Origin of the sequence: Dyadobacter psychrotolerans, from assembly GCF_004349265.1 — a bacterium.
Lineage (GTDB): Bacteria > Bacteroidota > Bacteroidia > Cytophagales > Spirosomataceae > Dyadobacter > Dyadobacter psychrotolerans.
This window is the reverse complement of record NZ_SMFL01000011.1, coordinates 232,534-250,220: the sequence shown is the minus strand read 5'-3', so window position 1 is coordinate 250,220 and position 17,687 is coordinate 232,534. Positions and strand designations below refer to the sequence as shown.

Here is a 17,687-nt window from a genome sequence, read left to right as displayed (position 1 = left end):
CTAGTTCTCATCTTTGGAAAAAGGCATAAAGTCTTTGAAGGCTTTTTTGATAGAAGCGTCAGTTGCTTCCCGTTTATTTTCCCAGTTGGCATCCAGTTCAAGAGCTACCAGCCCGCTCAGGTTCATCAATGATTTGAACTCGTCAAGTTTCCGTATGAATTCCGGCATTCTTCTGGCCGATTTCTGCGCATACTCTCTAGCAAATACATCCCCTTTATTTTGAAGCTCGTTTTTCTTTTGCAGTACATAATTAAAACGTTCAAGCAGACCATTTGTAGATTTGCCAATCACCTCAGTTGCTTCAAGAGTCCCAACTGTTGCGACGGTTGTACCACCAATCGTCGTAATATAACCTCTTGTTTTGGGATCACTTTGCGTAAATTGTGGTGCTAACCCTGTTGTTGCTCCCAAAGAAGCATTTAAAAGAGAACGACCGCGTTTACCTTTTTTTGCTTTGGCATAAGCTCGTTTAAGGTATGATTCCTTTTCCTGCATCTGTTCCAGTAAACCCCAGGCATTAACAAGAGCCCCTTTATATAGACCGTAAACATAAGCATCCCGCTGGGATTCATCCACGGTATTTTTAATTACGAACCTGATCGTCTTCTCCCTTTTGTTCTGTGCTTTATCCATTACATAAAAGGTAATATTAAAAGCCAGGGTATCAAAGGGATCTTTCACAAAGTCATAACCTGGTTCCCAGATAAACTCATAACTCGTCGGGGCATTTTTTACCAAAGCTTCTTTCGGAACATTTTTGTTCTCCGAGATGAAGTTAAAGGTTGAAATGTCATCCTCACCATTTGGATCCGATAGGGCAAACCGAAGATTGATACGATTATTTTCAGGGCTTTTGACAACTGTCTTTTGAGGAACAATTGTAAAATCAGGAGCCAGGTCCATCTGCGTAATTTCGAGTCTAAGCTTTCCCTTTGTGCGTGCTTTGGATGGCTGGTCTTCCACATAGAATTCCATATATCGCGGTTCCTTTTTCAGAATAGTGAACTGCTGGATCGACGGCTCCCATATAACTTCCCCTCCCGCAGTCAGTTTCATAGCCTCAGGCATACCTCCATCCAAAATAGGAATAAACACCACCGGGTCTCCATCCGGATCCCGAACAGAATTCATGTCTATCTGATAAGTGTTTTGCGTTTTGTACTGTACGTAAAATGGTTTCAGATCATCCACAACCGGCGGACGGTTGATGTGCATTACCTTAAAAACAACTTCTCTTGAAGCATTCTCTCCCGACGCGGTCTGCGCTTCGAAGACAACAGGGAAATATTTGGTGGTATTAATACGGTCTGCTACGTCATATCCGGGAGTCCACACAAAGTGACCAAGGGAATCAAACTTCATATCTTTGGCAAGACCGCTGACTATATTATATCTGACAGAATCCCCTTTACCGCCTTTCGTCTGAAGATGAAAGTTGATTTCTTTCCCTTCATCCAGCACATTCCAGTCCGCTTCTTTAGGAAATAAAATCTGTAACGGAGCAGGGCCGGAGGATCTGGTATTATCCTGTCCATAAACTTTTGAAATTGATAAAACGACTGTCAGGACCAACAATATTTTGTAAATATTTTTTAAAATCATAACGCCGGAAATATAATTAATTCTAAGGGGTAAATAACACATTGATCTTAACGCAAAATTAATAAAAACCGTATAGTTCCGGCCCTGAATACCTGCGATTTGAGAAACAGAACAGTTTTTTAATCATCAGAAAAGGAGGTTCTGTATTTTAAAATAACCGTCAGAATGCAAAATTCATTCTGTAAATATATCCTATTAAATCAGCACAGCCTCAAATTTAACATAAAAAACCGGAGAGAAGTCTGATAAGGACTTCCCTCCGGCCGTAAACCTATTGACTTAAAATTACTTTTTCTTAGGCGTAGCAGCTGGAGTTGTTGCAGCTGGTTTAGCAGGCGTAGTTGCTGGCGTCGTTGCTGGTTTAGCAGCAGGAGCTGCTTCAATTTTGTCAGGATCAACACCTAGTTTACGAAGAATAAGGTTTGTTACAGCCATATCTTCCGAACCTGCATAAAGGATAATCGGTGTTGTATTTGCACCCGCATCCATGTTCAGGATATAAAGAAATCCGTTTTCTTTACCAACTTCCTGGATAGCCGTATTTACTTTCGCAAGAATAGGCTCAAGCAGTTGCTGCTGTTTGTTTTGCAAAGAAGTTTGAGCACTGGTTTGCATTTCCTGAATACGAGTCTGCAATCCCTGCAATTCTTTTTCTTTATCTGCACGGATGACCTCGGTCATGTTCGCGCCGTTTTTCTGGTAAGCTTCGTATTTTTCCTGTGCATCTTTGTAAAGTTCACCCAAAGACTTGTCTAACTGGGCTTTTTGAACTTCAAGCTCATTCTGCATTTTTTTGCTTTCAGGCAGTTTTCCAATGACATAGTCAACATTGGTATAACCGATTTTTGTCAGGCTTGCTGCAGGAGTTGTTTGAGCGAACAGAGGGGCACTGATAATGGTCATTAAGACCATAAACACTATCAATTTTTGTTTCATTGCTTTTTTACTTATTTAAGTTTACTGGTTGTACTTTTTTGTTTTGGTGAGGTCACTGGCGGTGTTGTAGGATTTGTATCCACAACACCTATCTTTTCTTTTGGTAAAGCATTTTTGGCAGGTTTTAAGTCTATGCCTAATTCTTCAATTACATAATCAGAGTAATCATGTTTTGGATTGGTATAGATCAAACCCGATTCACTTGATTTATCAAACAGCATGTCAAGCCTTCGCTGGGCGCAAACTTTGGTTACTGCTCTCTGAACCTTTTCCATCACTGGTTTCATCAATTCCTTTTTCTTTTGAAAAAGCAACCCTTCCATGCCAAATATCTTGCTGTTGTACTCCCTCGCCTCAAGCTCTTTCTCTTTTATTTCGTTTTGTCTTTTTCTCTTAAGCTCTTCCGTAAGCAACACTTCTTCGGCCATATAGGTCCTTTGCATGCGGTCAATCTCTCCGTATTTATCCTGAATTTCTTTGGCCCATTTTTCGGAAAACTTCTTCATTTCCGTTTGTGCTAACTGATAATCAGGCATTTTACTGGTTATATATTCCATATCGGTGTAGCCAAACTTTTGAGCCCAGCCGGACGATATTGAAGCAGAAGACAAAACTAGTAAAATTAAAAACTTCTTCATGGGATAGGGGTAATAATTTGCAACCCTTTTAACGATAATCACCCAATTATATTATCTGATCTGTTGTCCGATCGTAAAGTGAAACTGCGCTCCACTGGTTTTACCCTGAATTTTATCAAATCCATATCCCCAGTCGATACCCAGCAAACCAAAGGCAGGCATGAAAATACGTGCACCTACCCCGGCCGACCTTTTCAAATCAAACGGATTAAACTCTTTGTAAGTCCCCCAGTTATTACCTCCTTCGGCAAACCCAAGCACAAAAATCGTTGCTTGCGGATTCAATGAAACAGGATAGCGAAGTTCCATCACATATTTATTGTAAACAATACCACCGCCGGAAGCAGGAAATCCGTTTTGTGCCAATGGACCAACTTTTTGATCTTCATAACCACGAAGACCGATAATATCCTGATCTGCGAGTGAGAACGATCCCTGACCCGCAAGTCCGGATCCACCCACGATAAACCGGCCAAACGGACTATAGCCTAAACTTTTGTTATACGAACCAAGATAACCCATGTGCGTCCTTGCGCTTAAAACAAGTTTTCCGGTAATGGTCGCATAATAACTCATGTCAAACATCCATTTGTGATATTCAACCCAACGATACGTATCCGTTTTGTCAGTAAACTCCTTTTTTCTCAAAGAAGAATATGGCGGGGTGAAAGTAGCACTTAAAGAGATGTTGCTACCGAACCTTGGAAACTGGTTATCACTAAGCGTATTTCTCGAAATGGTTGTATTGAAAGAAAGGTTATTTGAATTTCCGGTACTGTAACCAATCCGGAAAATATCAAGGCTATCCAATCTGTAACGCTGGTACGACAAAGCGTGCGTCATAACAAGATATCTGTCCGGTTCCTTCAAACGACGTCCAAGCGATACGGTAATCCCGTTGTTGAAGTAACCTCCGCGGTAATTGATTCCCGATGCACCTGAACCTGAGCCAATTCCATAAATAGAGCTGTAATCAGTCATCCGGTAAACGGTACGCTGCAAAGAAACCCCGAAATTGATTGGCTTTTTACCCCCAAGCCAAGGTTCGCTGAACGACATGGAATAGGTTTGATACTGCTTTCCGTTTGCCTGAAATCTTAAAGACAATTTCTGTCCGTCACCGGAAGGAAGCGGTCTCCATGTTTCGCGGTTTGGTATATTTTTGAGCGAGAAGTTATTAAACACAAGACCGAGTGTTCCAACGAAACCAATGTATCCGCCCCATCCACCGGATAGCTCGATCTGATCAGATGGTTTTTCCTCAACGGTATATTCGATATCAACGGTACCGTCCGATGCATTTGGAATTGGATTGATCTGAATTTTTTCAGGGTCAAAGTATCCCATTTGCGATAACTGGCGCTGGGTATTGATAATCTCTGTTTTACTAAATTTCTGTCCCGGCAGCGTGAAAAGCTCGCGAAGTACCACGCGGTCACTTGTTTTGCTGTTACCATTCAGAAGTATCCGGTTGATGGTTGCCTGCTTTCCTTCAAACATACGCAGTTCAATATCGATAGAATCGCCTTCAACAGCCTTTTCGGTTGGATCGATACGGAAATACAGATAACCGTCATCCATATATTTTGAACTTACATCCTGACCTGGTATTCCGTTAATCTTCTTTTCAAGCTCGTCCGGATTGTACACGTCTCCTTTTTTAACACCTAGGATGTTGCCCAACACCGCCGACGAATGCAGGTAATTTCCCGACCAGGTAATGTCCCGGTAATAATACTTTACACCTTCATCCACCTTCATGTGAATACTGATCGTTTCCCCATTGTTTTGAATGGAGTCATATTCAATAGTCGCGTCACGGTAACCGTTTTTACGATAATATGCAATCAGCTTTTCCTTATCCTCATCGTACTTTTTAGGAATATACTTCGACGGGTTGAAAAGTCGTCCCAGCATTTTTTGCTTCGTACCTTTCATTTTCTTTTTAAGTGTACGATCACTAACCGCCGTGTTGCCTTCTATATCAATGTTGTCGATCTTTACCTTTTTACCTTTTGTAATAGTAAAGTTAAGCGTAGCCTGCCCACGGGTAGAATCCGGAATTTGCAATACCTTAACCTTAGTATTGTAAAAACCTTTATCCATGTAATATTTTTTGATCACCAACTGGGTGTTCTTAATCACCGTAGGCGTAATTACCCGGCCTTTGATTAGTTTTACTTTGTCATTAAGTGTTTCCCTTTCACCTTTACGAATACCGGAAAATGACACTTTGTAAAGTCTTGGACGCTCCTTGATATTAATGTTCAGCCAAACTTTATCTCCCTCAACTTTGGTCGCTATAATTTCAACGTCATCCAGCGTTCCAAAGTCCATCATTCTTCTCACCGCAGACGGACCGGCCGTTCCGGGAATCGTTATGGCATCTCCGGCTTTTAAGCCAGAAATAGAAATCATGGAATTAGGATCGAGAAATTGTGTTCCCGACACTGTTACTTCTGCAATTGTATATTTTTTAGGATCTGCGGGATCGAAAACTATTCCGGTAGAAGCAGGCTTGGGTGTTGCACCGCCCAGACCAACACGCTGTGCGCCTGCCTGGAAAACCCAGCAAAGAAGCATAACTGTTAAAATACCATTACGATGTGCTAATGATCTAATCAAATTTTTCACGAGGTTCATATTGTTCTACTTAGCACTATTCGCTTTTACTTGTTCACCTGTTTTACCAAAACGACGTTCTGTATTTTGGTAAGCCATTATTGCCTGATAGAGATGTTCTTTTCTGAAGTCAGGCCAAAATAGATTTTCATAAAAATATAATTCAGCATAGGCCATCTGCCATAACAGGAAATTACTGATTCGATGATCGCCTCCTGTTCTTAACATCAGGTCAACTTCCGGTCTGCTGCCCGTTGCCAGATTGGCTGCAAGTGCGTCCTCACTGATTTCCTGTGGATTCAGAACCCCGTTTTGAACATCTTCTGCAAGCTTTTTCACGGCCTGTACGATGTCCCACTTTCCGCTGTAACCCAAAGCCAAAATTAAATTGAGCCCCGTATTATCCTTGGTTGCTTCAATTGCTTCAGTTAATGTTCTCTGGCAACTACCTGGCAAGCTTTTTGTGTTACCAATTGTATCCAGCCGGACATTGTTTTTCATCATAGTCGGCAATTCGTTACTGATAGACTGAACCAACAGCTCCATCAATGCACGCACTTCATATTCCGGGCGGGCCCAGTTTTCTGTGGAGAATGCATAGAGGGTGAGGTAAGATATGCCTAATTCAGCACAACCTTCCGTAACTTCCCTTACAGCTTTAATCGCATTTCGATGTCCGAAAATACGCGCCGCTCCCTGGTTTTGAGCCCATCTCCCGTTACCGTCCATGATAACGGCTATGTGCTTCGGCAGATTGCCTGCATCAATGAGTTCCTTCATTGTTTTTGAACTCTTTAACCTTTTTTAACAAAACAAATGAACCCTGCATGCATATAAAACAAAATTTCGCCGAAATATTTTCTTTTCGGGCCTCCAGGGCATCCGCTTTGTCATAAACAGATACGCAGATATGGATGCTTTTGTGTCGGTAATTGATTTCTTCCAGCTACAAAAATACCAATATCTGCGTCAAACATTCTGATAAACAGCGCATTAACTCCCGAAATTTATATGCATATTTTTAATAGGGGCGCAATTTAGGAATAAGTATGGCGTCTTCAAAATCTATATTTACAACGCAGCAGAATATCGCAATCTGTTTAATTATCAAGAAGATGGCGTATAACTTCACCGTAAGTACTTCCGCTGGAAAGCTGGGAAGCTTTTCTGTCGCGCATCAGGATTGTGAACTTGCCGTTGAAATGCTTCTGTATCTCCTTTATGTGGTGTGAGTTGACAATTCCGGCACGGCTGATCCGAAGATAGTGATTGGGCAATTTTTCTTCGAGAGAAGTCAGCGTGTAGTTCAAAAGATATTTTTGTCCGTCGAGTGTATTCAGGAAAACGTATTTTTCATCGGCCTCAAAATGGGTGATATCTGTCAGCGGAATTAGTAAAATACGGTCCCCTGATTTTACGGACAGGGAGAAAATCTCTTTCTTCGGTTTCATCTCCTCCAGCAGTTTAAGTAAATTATCTGAGTATGGATTACTTCCGTTAGAACTAGACACGGTTGTAATATTCCGAAGTTTCTCTATCGTCTTGAGCAGACGTTCATTTTCAACGGGTTTTAATAAATAATCAACAGAATTTTCTTCAAAGGCACGAATTGCATACTGGTCATAAGCGGTGGAAAATACCACCAGTGGCATCCTTGTCAGCTTAGACAACATTTCAAATCCATTCAGAAGCGGCATTTCAATATCCAGAAAAATCAGATCGGGCCGGTGCCTGTCGATTTCAATCAGTCCTTCGCCACCATTCTGCGCTTCCGCCACGATCAAAAAGGTTTCGGGGTATTTTAAAAGTAACCGTCGCAGCCGGCTCAGGGCAAGCGGTTCGTCGTCAATCAATATCGTTTTAAGAGGGAAGTTCATGGTCCTATTTCTTATGTTGGTCAATAGCAGTTTTTTTGATGGCGATATTTACCGATTTCTGTGGTTCGTTGTGCAGTTCGACCTTGGCATCCTCTCCGTAAAGCAATTTCAATTTGTCCTGAATACTGCGGATCCCATACCCAGCACCCATAGATTCCGGAAAAAGCGGTCCGTTGTCATGAACACATAAATGTAGCCAGACGTCTTTTTCATAAATTCTGACAACAATTTCACCCTGATCCGCCATTTTAGAAATTCCGTGTTTGATGGCGTTTTCGACAATCGGCTGGAGTATAAACTTGGGAACAAACAAATCGTTAAGTGATGCGTCCGTTACTTCCACAGTAAACCTTAACCTTTCCGCAAAACGCACTTTTTCGACCATCAGATAGGTCTGCACCATTTCCAGTTCATTTCGGATCGTATCAAAGTAATCCTCCGTGTTGCGTCCTGTTGTATACCTGAAAAGTTTGGAAAGCAGCAAGGTCATTTCCTCGGCTTTATCCGGATTTTCGTGAACAAGACTTGCAATGCTGTTAAGTGCATTATATAAAAAATGCGGATTGATCCTGGCCTGCAATGCATCCAGCTCTGCTCTTGTTTTTAGTTTTTCAAGATTCAGCAGTTGATATTCCTGATCGGATATTTTTCGTGAAATCTGTTTTCCCTGTCTGCTTAAAAAGTAAAATACGTTAGCGACAAGAATAGGTCCCCACATATACCAATACCAGGGTGCATCTTGTGCCGATTCGGTGGGATAACGTTCACGATAGTCTTTCAAAACATTCGTTGCGAATAACAGGAAGATTCCGATACTGAGAAAATTATTCACAACAAATACAATCACAGTTAATGCCAGATGCCGGAGTGCAATTCTTTTAATCAGCGTATCAAGCCAGCCGGAAAAAGACTGTGTAATCAGAATAGTAACAACACCCGCTGCTACATTCTGAAGAATCAGGAATTGATATAATTTAATCCGGACAGGTTCCGATGTAAAGTAAATTTCAGCAGTAAAATAGACGATTGCGTTAATTCCGTAAAGAATAATAGCTCCAAGTGTTACCGCAATTGTAGTTCCAAGCCACCCCTGGTTTTGGATCAAACCGATCAGGCTGAAATCTTTCCACTCGAAGGTTCTGTCTTGAGACGTAAAACTAAAATTCGCTCCTTCTACATTGGCACCGGTTAAATCCACATCTGTAAGGCTGCTGAAACTCAGATCGGCATTACGCAAATCGGTGTTCTTAAAAGTAGTTTGGTCCAGTGAAGAAAAACGAATCTTTGCATTTTTAAGATTGGCGCCGTCAAAATTGGTCCCTCTCAGACTGGAAAAACTAAAATCTGCATTTTCGAGATTCATATTACTAAAATCCCGTCCATCAAATGATGAAGCCGTCATCTTTAAAGGGTTTACCGTTTTCTCATTCATATTGAATTTCCGTTCTTCTTATTGATTACCCTGAGAAAGCATCCATTCGGTTTCCATTTTCCCCCAGTTCGGATGAATTGCCGACTCAGGTTTGAAGGTAGAGAATTTTTCCAATGCTTTTTCAAGAACCGGTTTTGCTATCTTTTTACCTCCGCCAAACTGCTCAGGTGTAAAAAACAGGCCCGACCCTTCCAGATAATAGATTCTGGGATTTTCAGGATTTAGCTTTTTTGCTTCTTCAATAAATTGTGCAAATTTCGGCCCTTCCGATTGCCAGCGGTTCATTCCATCTGCTGCCAGGCGCATTTGAGATAAGTTGGCCCGCAGAACCGCCGTTTCGTCGCTCGTTTTCCCTAAAATTGTTTCAGCCTGTTTCAAAAAAGCTTCCGCTTTGTCAAGATACTGGTCCTTCTCCAGAACGGTCCCTCCCATCAAACTCATTTGTACATAACAATAAGCAGCATGATACCTTGGCAGCCATTCCTTCTGTTCTGCTGTAGCAATGCGTTCAAAACGGTTGGCGATTTCCTGCAATGCGGCCGTGCCTGGTTTCGATCTGTCAATAGCGTTCATGTCTTTTAATGTGGCCGTCATAGCCTGAACATACTTTTCATTTTGGGCAAAAACTTTGCAGCAAAGCAGGAAAACAAACAGAGTAAAAAATGATGTCTTCTTCATGGTAAAAAATGTTAAAGGTGAATTGATTAATTAAAGATCGTCTTTGGTAACTTTTGCTTTTTTTGACAACATGATCTGCATGCCCACAAAAAAGCTGCGGTAACTCTGCGGCCCTACGGCATACCTTGTTTTCCCATCCGGGGTGTAGCGGTAGGTAAAGACATTTTTGGTATTCAAAATATTATCAACTGAGGCATAGAAAATCACAAGGTTTCCGCCGATGGTTTGCAGCTTGCTTGCCTGAATACTCAAATTATGCACCGCTGGCGTCTGGTCAGCCAGAAAACTTTTATTGTTGGGGTTGTAATAGGGCCTTCTGCTGGTGAAAGCGTAAGTCATATTAAAACTGGTCTGTATTTTTTCAAACCACTTTTTTGTAATCAGACTGGCATTGTGATTGGAAATGAAGGTTGGGCTCGCCGACTGATCAAATTGTTGAAATAACCTTTTGGAATCGACATAACTGTAAGTCACCCAGTAATCAAAGTTTTTTATGGATTTCTGATCACGCCAGAAAAAGTCAAACCCCTTTGCGTAACCATTTCCACCATTATTTGTTTTACCCCAGGGAAAGCGATAAGGGTCTGCGTCGAAAGGCTGCCCGGTAAATTCACGTACCAGCTGTGCATAATTTTTGTAAAAAGTCTCAATTCTGAATGTCCGCTGATTTTTGATAATCTGATAATTAAAGATGACGTGATCAGCCCGTTCGTAATTGAGATTTTTATTTTGATACAAGTAACGGTAATCCGGATTTTGATAAAACTGACCTGCCGCAAGAGAAACCTGGCTATACTTGCCGGTTTTGTACGCAAAAGACAATCTTGGAGCCGCATTAAATCGGTTTAATAAAGAAGAATATTCCCCCCGTAAGCCGATCCTTCCTGCGAGCTGTCTTGTAATATAGATTTCAGTTTCTGCAAAGGCAGCGGAATATTGGTCATTCAAATCATATAGCTTTCCATTTGTTGTATTTTGAAGATGAATAACATGCGCCTCCGCGCCAAAAAGAACTGAATTATTGCCGGAGAGCAGGCGGGTAATAACAGCCCTGACCTGTGTTCTTTCGTCAAACCGGTCAAAATCAGCTCCGTCAAACGACATGTTATCCTGGTTGCGGCTGTAAGACAAACCTGAATTCAAAGCCCAGCGGCCTTCTTTCCAGCTGTCGGTATAAGTGCTGGTGGTAAAAGCATTCCGGTTATGTAAATCTAGCCTCATCTTTCCCGACTCGCTTGCCGGATTTCGGGAGTTCATACTTAAATCGCTATCCGAATACATTCCGTAAACTTTCAGCAAACCCTTTTTGCCCGTTTTTAAACGATATGTCAGGCTGGACCCCTTGAATTCCGGTGCGTGCTGCCAGTCCACATTTTGTTTTACCAAAGCAAAAAGCGGTCTCAGGTTGCCATAATAAGCAACTGCTGATACAGACTGATTTTTACCGGCATAGTCATAATTCACTCCTGCATTGGCAAGATTTAAACTTATACCCAATCCGTTGTTGGCAGCCTTGTCCGTAGTATTTAGCAAAAGAACAGAAGAAAGCGCCTGTCCGTACTGTGCGGAGTATCCACCTGTACTAAATGAAGTTCCTTTAAACATAAAAGGATTGAAACGTCCCCGCTGCTGTACATCCGGAAGAGAACTGAAAAACGGGTTTTGAACGATCATCCCGTCTATAACCACTTTTGTTTCCTGACCCGAACCTCCTCTTACAAAAAGTCCTTCCTGCTCTCCCACCCTTTGCGCACCGGGTAAAAACTGGATGGCTCCGGTAATGTCAGCTGCTGCGCCTGCCGTGGTTACAATATCAAGTGGTTTCAGAAGAGCCATTCTTTTTTCATCCGATGCTTCAAAAGCTCCGGCCGTAATGATAACCGTATTCAGCTCACTTGCAGATTCTTCCAGTTTTATAGTTAAACTGATCTCGTTTTCAAGAAGGCTGATTTTTTTCTCAAAGGTTTCGTAACCAACAAAACTTACTGAAATACGGGCTGTATCTTTTGCATCTGTTCTAAAACTAAAGGAGCCGGTTGCGTCCGTTGTGGTTCCGTCGTAAGTTCCTTTGAGAAATACGTTAGCGCCCGGGAGTGCACCGCCTTTTTTATCTGTAACCTTGCCGGTAATTAAAATCTGGGAGTAAGCCGGGGCAGCGATTAAAAATAGAATAAAATAAAAAAGCTTCATGGCTAACAGTATTTGTGATTGTTGACACAAACCTATTACCCAAGAAGCTTTTCTGTAATCTATTTCCGACGAACCGCAAAGTTCAGCCGAATGAACTTATGTAAAACCGGTGTGAAATTTCACATCCCCGATCAGCTTTTTACAGTTGCTGAACGACGATATCTTTCCAGCGGACTTTAATTCCGCCTCCGTCGTGAATTTGCAACGCAATGGAGCCGTCAGCCGCACCGATTTTAGCATCTGTGAAATCGACCATCGGATTTCCATTCAGCCAGGTTTGTACTTTGTCATCAACCACACGAATCCGAAGTGTATTCCATTCCCCCATTTTAAGAAAGCCTTCCTTTGCATCTTCGATCTGAACAAGCCATCCCCGGCCATAAGACTCGTAAACGCCACCTGTATCGTGATTTGGCGGAGCAACTTCTACCTGCCAGCCCGAAACCTTGGTACCATCAACCGTTGACCGGAAAAATACACCGCTGTTTCCGTTTGCTTCCTGTTTGAATTTCAGGGACAGGTCAAAATTTTTGTAAAACTTATCCGTTGTCAGATAGCCATACTGTTTATCGGGCCCGCTTTCACAGATCAGCTCGCCTTTGTCAACGTACCATTTTTCAGTACCGTTGATTTTCCAGCCAGTCAGATCTTTGCCATTAAACAATTTTACCGGTTTGGCTTTCTGATCGGAAACGGGGCTCTCAATAACCAGAAAGGCCGAATTAATGAATAACACGGCTGCACAAAGCGCCAGTAGTTGTTTCACTTTTAACATGATGATATTGGGATTAGGATTAAAAATTTTCGGATAAAAATCCTTCAAACTACAATTTACATTAGTTTTACAGAAATTAACCGATGCGAAAGCTATGAAAAAAAACCATTTTGTAGGCCGTTACTGGGCATTTTTTTTAGTTACAGTACTGTTTTCAGGAATAGCATTTTCCTGCCAGGAGGATGACAAAGACTTAGTAAAACCTAAAACGGTCACTGACGTTATTTTGGAAAACAGTCAGTTTAGTATCCTGAGAGAAATAATTGCCGGCACTGAAATGGGAGATGCGCTTAGAGCAACTGAACTTACATTGTTTGCACCAAACGACGCTGCCTTTAAAAAGTCAGGGATCACAGCCAGTTCCATTACTTCCCTGCCAAGACAATCCGGGATTTCTTTTGTTAACAATCATATTCTGAATAAGCCTTATAGAACAGAGGAATTAAAGTCGGGCAATTTTGCTGCTTTAAATGGTATCAACCTGCTAATTGTTAAATCGACCGGCAGTGACAGCACAATAAAGATTAACAAGGCTGTAATTGTTCAGAAAAATATAAACGCGGATAATGGTGTAATCCACATCGTGGACCGTGTTTTGACTGACAAATAATCTGCTTATAACAAATAAAAAATGGCAGTATGGGAAATTCCATGCTGCCATTTTTTATTGAAAGAAGGATTTTCTAAAACTGCTCCAATCCTCCAAAAAAGAAATTACCTTCAATTTCTGCGTTTTCGTCCGAATCTGATCCGTGGATCGCGTTGGCTTCAATCGATTTTGCAAACAATTTACGAATTGTACCTTCATCCGCATTCGCAGGATTGGTGGCACCAATCAATGTGCGGAAATCAGCAACTGCGTTTTCCTTTTCCAATATCATAGGAACAATTTGTCCTGATGACATGTATTTGCACAAATCATTATAAAAAGGGCGCTCAGCATGCACCGCATAAAACTGTCCGGCACGCTCGGGAGTCAGCTGAGTTTTTTTCAAGGCAACAATCCGGAAACCGGCTTCCTCAATCATTTTAATAATAGAGCCTGAGTTTCCGTCTTGTACGGCATCAGGCTTAATCATTGTGAACGTTCTATTCGTTGGCATACGATCTGCTAAATTTATTTGGTGCAAACTTACTATTTTTCAATTATATCCTTTACAATTCTTAGAGGAACCTTGTTAAGGCAAATAAAACATGGCTGAGATTAAGCCTTTAGTAATCAAGATTGAACAAATCCCAACAGTTTTATTAATTTTGTGGCTTCATTTAACTTTGGCAGATCCTTCTTTTGAATCAAACAACTGTAAATCAAACCGTTGAAGAGCTTTTAGCTTTTTTCTCCACCCCTCAAAATGTCATTATCACAATGCACAGGGATCCAGATGCTGACGCTTTAGGATCTTCTCTGGGATGGGCCAGCTATTTGCTTAAAAAAGGACATAAAGTTACCGTAATCAGTCCGACAGAATATGCTGCCAATCTTAACTGGCTGCCGGGTATCGGAAATGTGCTGGTTTACGAGAAAAGTGGTGATAACAGGATTTGTAAAACAAAAATTGAAGAGGCTACCATCATTTGCTGTCTCGACTTCTCTGTGCTTTCCCGATTAAAGGATCTGGGAAAAGTAGTTCAGGATGCCAAAGCAATTAAAATGATGATTGACCATCATCTTGAGCCGGAATATTTTGCCAAATGGATGGTTTGGGATACCAACGCAGCGGCAACAGCACAGCTTGTATATTGGCTTATCAGAAAAATGGAGCCAGAGCTTTCTGTAACAGCGCTTTTTGACAGACAAATGGCTGAATGCCTGTATGCAGGTATTATGACAGACACCGGTTCTTTCAGACATTCAAACGTAACATCTGAAGTTCATCTGACCGTCGCGGATCTGATGCTTACAGGTTTTGACGCCAGTCGGGTTCACAGGCTGATCTATGATAACGCGCCGCTTTCAAGATTGCAGTTTCTTGGTTATGTACTTTCCCAGAAATTAATCGTGCTGCCGGAATATCGTACCGCATATATGGTGCTTACCGAAGCTGAACTGATCAGGTTTAATTCAAGCACTGGTGAAACGGAGGGAATTGTCAATTACGGCCTGCAGGTAGAGAACGTGGTTATGTCTGCACTTTTTATCGAGAGAAAGGGAGAAGTAAAAATATCCTTCCGCTCCGTAGGCAGCTTTTCTGTTCGGGATCTTGCCAGCACTCATTTTAGCGGAGGCGGTCATAAAAATGCATCAGGAGGAAGATCCGATCAGTCGATAGATGAAACGGTTGACAGATTTTTATCTGCCTTACCTTCGTACCAGGAAACGCTGTTACGCGTTGATTAATACCAGAATTATTAACATTAAACTTTATATTTTTTCTAATTTACTATCCAATGAATCTTAAAACAATCGGTTATGCGGTAGGCATAACTATTCTCGCAGCCGCTTGCAACAAATATCGTACGCAGGTAAATGAAAATGGTCTTAAATACCAGCTGTTTGATCACGACGATGATGCAAGAAAAGCGAAACTGGGAGACATCATGTCATTCCATCTAGTTCTGAAAAACGGTGCGGATTCTACATTACGCGATACTTATAAAGAAGGAACCCCTGTGAAAATGGTGCTTCAGGCTCCTCCGTTCAAAGGAAGTTTTGAAGAAGGTTTGGCTATGCTGGCAACCGGTGATAGTGCTAAATTCATGATCAATGCGGATACTTTGTTTGCTAAAATGATGCAGCCATTGCCTCCAATGATCAAAAAAGGTTCAGAGTTGACTTTCACTGTTAAAGTTTTGAGCGTTCTTACTTCGGAAGAATTCCAGAAACAGCAGTCAGAATCAGGCGTGAAACAAAAAACTGTTGATGCAAAAATCATCGAAGATTACCTTGCAAAAAACAATCTGAAAGGCAAAGCACAAAAAACTGCATCTGGTCTTTACTACATTCCGGAAGTTGAAGGTGCAGGACCAAATCCTACACAGGGTGATAACGTAAAAGCGTTTTACTCAGGTCAGTTTTTGGATGGAAAAGAGTTTGACAGCAACAAAGGCAAAGAACCTCTTCAGCTGACAATCGGTGCAGGAATGGTAATTCCAGGATGGGAAGAAGGATTGATGCTTATGAAAAAAGGCGGAAAAGGAACACTTATCATCCCTTCGGGTCTTGCTTACGGTCCTGAGACTTACGGTCCGATACCAGGTAACTCTGTATTGAAATTTGAAATGGAACTGATCGACTTCAGCAAAGGCCAGGCTCCTCAGCCGGGCGCACCTGCTGGTCCTCCAACACGATAATTCATTTCCGGTGTAAAAATATAGAACGGCTGCTTCGCAAGAGTAGCCGTTTTTTTGTTAAAATGCATGATTATTAAAAACGACAAGAACCGTATGAAGCTTTGTTTTGCAACCAATAATATTCATAAACTGGAAGAGGTCCAGGAATTACTTGGTGACCAGTTTGATCTCGCTACATTAAATGAAATCGGATGTTTTGATGATATTCCTGAAACCCGCGAGACCATCGCAGAAAACTCATCACAAAAGGCGGAATATGTTTGGGATAATTATAAGGTGAATTGTTTTGCGGATGATACCGGTTTGGAAGTTGCGGCTTTAAACGGTGAGCCGGGTGTTTTCTCTGCCAGATATGCAGGCCCGCAGCGTAATTCAGATGATAACATCAATCTTCTTTTGGAAAAGTTAGAAGTCTTTACCGACCATAACGCTAGGTTTAAAACTGTCATTACGCTGGTAGTTGATGGGATTTATCATCAGTTTGAAGGACTCGTTGAAGGCACGATAATTTTTGACAAACGGGGTGCGCAGGGTTTTGGCTATGACCCTGTGTTTATCCCAAATGGGCATGACCTTACTTTTGCCGAAATGAGCCTGGCCGAAAAAAGCAAACTAAGCCATCGTGCGAAAGCTTTTACAAAACTTACGGACTTTCTGAAAGATCTATAAATTCATTACACTTATAATTCGAACCAAAACCAATAAGCACATGTCAAGTTTCAATTCTGATCAGTACCGCGTAGATGGAACGCAAAAGTTTGAAATCAAAAAGGCGAAAACACGCTCAAAAGACATTTACGAAAACAAGGAGGAATACGAAACGATGCTTGAAGATTCTGCAAAGGAGCTGGATGAATTGCAAAGTATGATGTATGCTCACAACCGGTATGGCTTATTGGTGATTTTTCAGGCTATGGATGCCGCGGGAAAGGATGGAACGATCAAACATGTACTTTCCGGTGTAAATCCCGTAGGCGTGAAAATACATTCATTCAAAAGACCAACGGATACAGAACTGGGACACGATTTCCTTTGGAGAACCAATCAGGTACTGCCTCATAGGGGGACGATCACAATTTTTAACCGTAGTTACTACGAAGAAGTATTGGTCGTCAAGGTGGATCCGTCAATCATAAAAAATTCCCAGCGATTACCGGTCGAGCTAACTGCTGACATGGATAAGCTTTGGAAAAACAGATATTCGGATATTAAAAATCTTGAAAAATATCTTTACCGTAATGGTATAAGGGTAATCAAATTCTTCCTTAATGTTTCGAAAGAAGAACAGGCAGAGCGGTTAATTGAACGAATTGAAGATCCGTCAAAAAACTGGAAATTTGAAGAGCAGGATGTGAAGGTGAGGGAACAATGGGACGAGTATATGAAAGCCTACGAAGATTGCATCAATGCCACCTCATCCAAAAAGGCGCCCTGGTATGTTGTTCCTGCTGATGATAAGAAAAATCTCCGGCTTACGGTCGGAAAGATTATTGTGGAAGAATTAAAGAAAATGGATATGAACTATCCGGATTCAGGGCCCGAGCGTACCGCGGAGCTCCATCATTTTATAGATGTAATCAACAATCAAAATACCAAATAATCTCAAATTCGGTTTAGACAAAACAAAGGCGACCGGCAATAGATGC

General features: G+C 41.6%; 16 protein-coding genes. 5 read left to right on the top strand and 11 right to left on the bottom strand.

Features of this window, described 5'->3' with window-relative positions:
• From E0F88_RS25245 to E0F88_RS25200, 10 genes are all read right to left on the bottom strand, one after another.
• Positions 1 to 1,602 (bottom strand): S8/S53 family peptidase, encoded by a 1,602-nt coding sequence (locus E0F88_RS25245; protein ID WP_131961057.1) that lies wholly within the window; start codon positions 1,600 to 1,602, stop codon positions 1 to 3.
• 285 nt (positions 1,603 to 1,887) lie between these two features.
• Complete coding sequence (locus E0F88_RS25240) at positions 1,888 to 2,538, bottom strand: OmpH/Skp family outer membrane protein (RefSeq protein ID WP_131961056.1); 651 nt, start codon at positions 2,536 to 2,538, stop codon at positions 1,888 to 1,890.
• An 11-nt stretch (positions 2,539 to 2,549) separates the two neighbouring features.
• Positions 2,550 to 3,176 carry an OmpH/Skp family outer membrane protein gene (locus E0F88_RS25235; RefSeq protein WP_131961055.1) on the bottom strand — a complete coding sequence of 209 codons (627 nt, stop codon included), beginning with the start codon at positions 3,174 to 3,176 and terminating at the stop codon, positions 2,550 to 2,552.
• A gap of 51 nt (positions 3,177 to 3,227) precedes the next feature.
• On the bottom strand, positions 3,228 to 5,819 hold the full coding sequence (gene bamA, locus E0F88_RS25230) for an outer membrane protein assembly factor BamA (RefSeq protein WP_131961054.1): 2,592 nt from the start codon (positions 5,817 to 5,819) through the stop codon (positions 3,228 to 3,230).
• Between the two features lie 6 nt (positions 5,820 to 5,825).
• The gene (gene uppS, locus E0F88_RS25225; RefSeq protein WP_131961053.1) at positions 5,826 to 6,578 is read right to left on the bottom strand and encodes an undecaprenyl pyrophosphate synthase; all 753 of its coding nucleotides are present in this window, start codon (positions 6,576 to 6,578) and stop codon (positions 5,826 to 5,828) included.
• A gap of 320 nt (positions 6,579 to 6,898) precedes the next feature.
• Positions 6,899 to 7,675 carry a LytR/AlgR family response regulator transcription factor gene (locus tag E0F88_RS25220; protein ID WP_131961052.1) on the bottom strand — a complete coding sequence of 259 codons (777 nt, stop codon included), beginning with the start codon at positions 7,673 to 7,675 and terminating at the stop codon, positions 6,899 to 6,901.
• A 4-nt stretch (positions 7,676 to 7,679) separates the two neighbouring features.
• Positions 7,680 to 9,107 carry a histidine kinase gene (locus tag E0F88_RS25215; protein ID WP_131961051.1) on the bottom strand — a complete coding sequence of 476 codons (1,428 nt, stop codon included), beginning with the start codon at positions 9,105 to 9,107 and terminating at the stop codon, positions 7,680 to 7,682.
• Positions 9,108 to 9,125: 18 nt separating this feature from the next.
• Entirely contained in the window at positions 9,126 to 9,785 is a 660-nt protein-coding gene (locus E0F88_RS25210) for a hypothetical protein (protein WP_131961050.1), read from the bottom strand.
• Between the two features lie 30 nt (positions 9,786 to 9,815).
• Positions 9,816 to 11,975, bottom strand: coding sequence for a TonB-dependent receptor (locus E0F88_RS25205; RefSeq protein WP_131961049.1), 2,160 nt, complete (start codon positions 11,973 to 11,975; stop codon positions 9,816 to 9,818).
• Positions 11,976 to 12,114: 139 nt separating this feature from the next.
• Positions 12,115 to 12,750 (bottom strand): 3-keto-disaccharide hydrolase, encoded by a 636-nt coding sequence (locus E0F88_RS25200; protein WP_131961048.1) that lies wholly within the window; start codon positions 12,748 to 12,750, stop codon positions 12,115 to 12,117.
• A 94-nt stretch (positions 12,751 to 12,844) separates the two neighbouring features.
• Between E0F88_RS25200 and E0F88_RS25195 the strand changes: the two genes are divergently transcribed.
• Positions 12,845 to 13,360 (top strand): fasciclin domain-containing protein, encoded by a 516-nt coding sequence (locus E0F88_RS25195; protein ID WP_131961047.1) that lies wholly within the window; start codon positions 12,845 to 12,847, stop codon positions 13,358 to 13,360.
• A gap of 73 nt (positions 13,361 to 13,433) precedes the next feature.
• Here E0F88_RS25195 and E0F88_RS25190 read toward each other — a convergent pair whose 3' ends face one another.
• Positions 13,434 to 13,853 (bottom strand): nucleoside-diphosphate kinase, encoded by a 420-nt coding sequence (locus E0F88_RS25190; RefSeq protein WP_131961046.1) that lies wholly within the window; start codon positions 13,851 to 13,853, stop codon positions 13,434 to 13,436.
• Between the two features lie 185 nt (positions 13,854 to 14,038).
• Here E0F88_RS25190 and E0F88_RS25185 point away from each other — a divergent pair, with 185 nt between their 5' ends.
• The 4 genes from E0F88_RS25185 to E0F88_RS25170 all read left to right on the top strand — a co-directional run bounded on the left by E0F88_RS25185 (position 14,039) and on the right by E0F88_RS25170 (position 17,641).
• Complete coding sequence (locus E0F88_RS25185) at positions 14,039 to 15,088, top strand: DHH family phosphoesterase (protein WP_131961045.1); 1,050 nt, start codon at positions 14,039 to 14,041, stop codon at positions 15,086 to 15,088.
• A 50-nt stretch (positions 15,089 to 15,138) separates the two neighbouring features.
• Entirely contained in the window at positions 15,139 to 16,041 is a 903-nt protein-coding gene (locus E0F88_RS25180; RefSeq protein ID WP_131961044.1) for an FKBP-type peptidyl-prolyl cis-trans isomerase, read from the top strand.
• 93 nt (positions 16,042 to 16,134) lie between these two features.
• Complete coding sequence (locus tag E0F88_RS25175) at positions 16,135 to 16,710, top strand: non-canonical purine NTP diphosphatase (RefSeq protein ID WP_131961092.1); 576 nt, start codon at positions 16,135 to 16,137, stop codon at positions 16,708 to 16,710.
• Between the two features lie 40 nt (positions 16,711 to 16,750).
• Positions 16,751 to 17,641 carry a polyphosphate kinase 2 family protein gene (locus E0F88_RS25170; RefSeq protein WP_131961043.1) on the top strand — a complete coding sequence of 297 codons (891 nt, stop codon included), beginning with the start codon at positions 16,751 to 16,753 and terminating at the stop codon, positions 17,639 to 17,641.
• Positions 17,642 to 17,687: the final 46 nt, after the last annotated feature.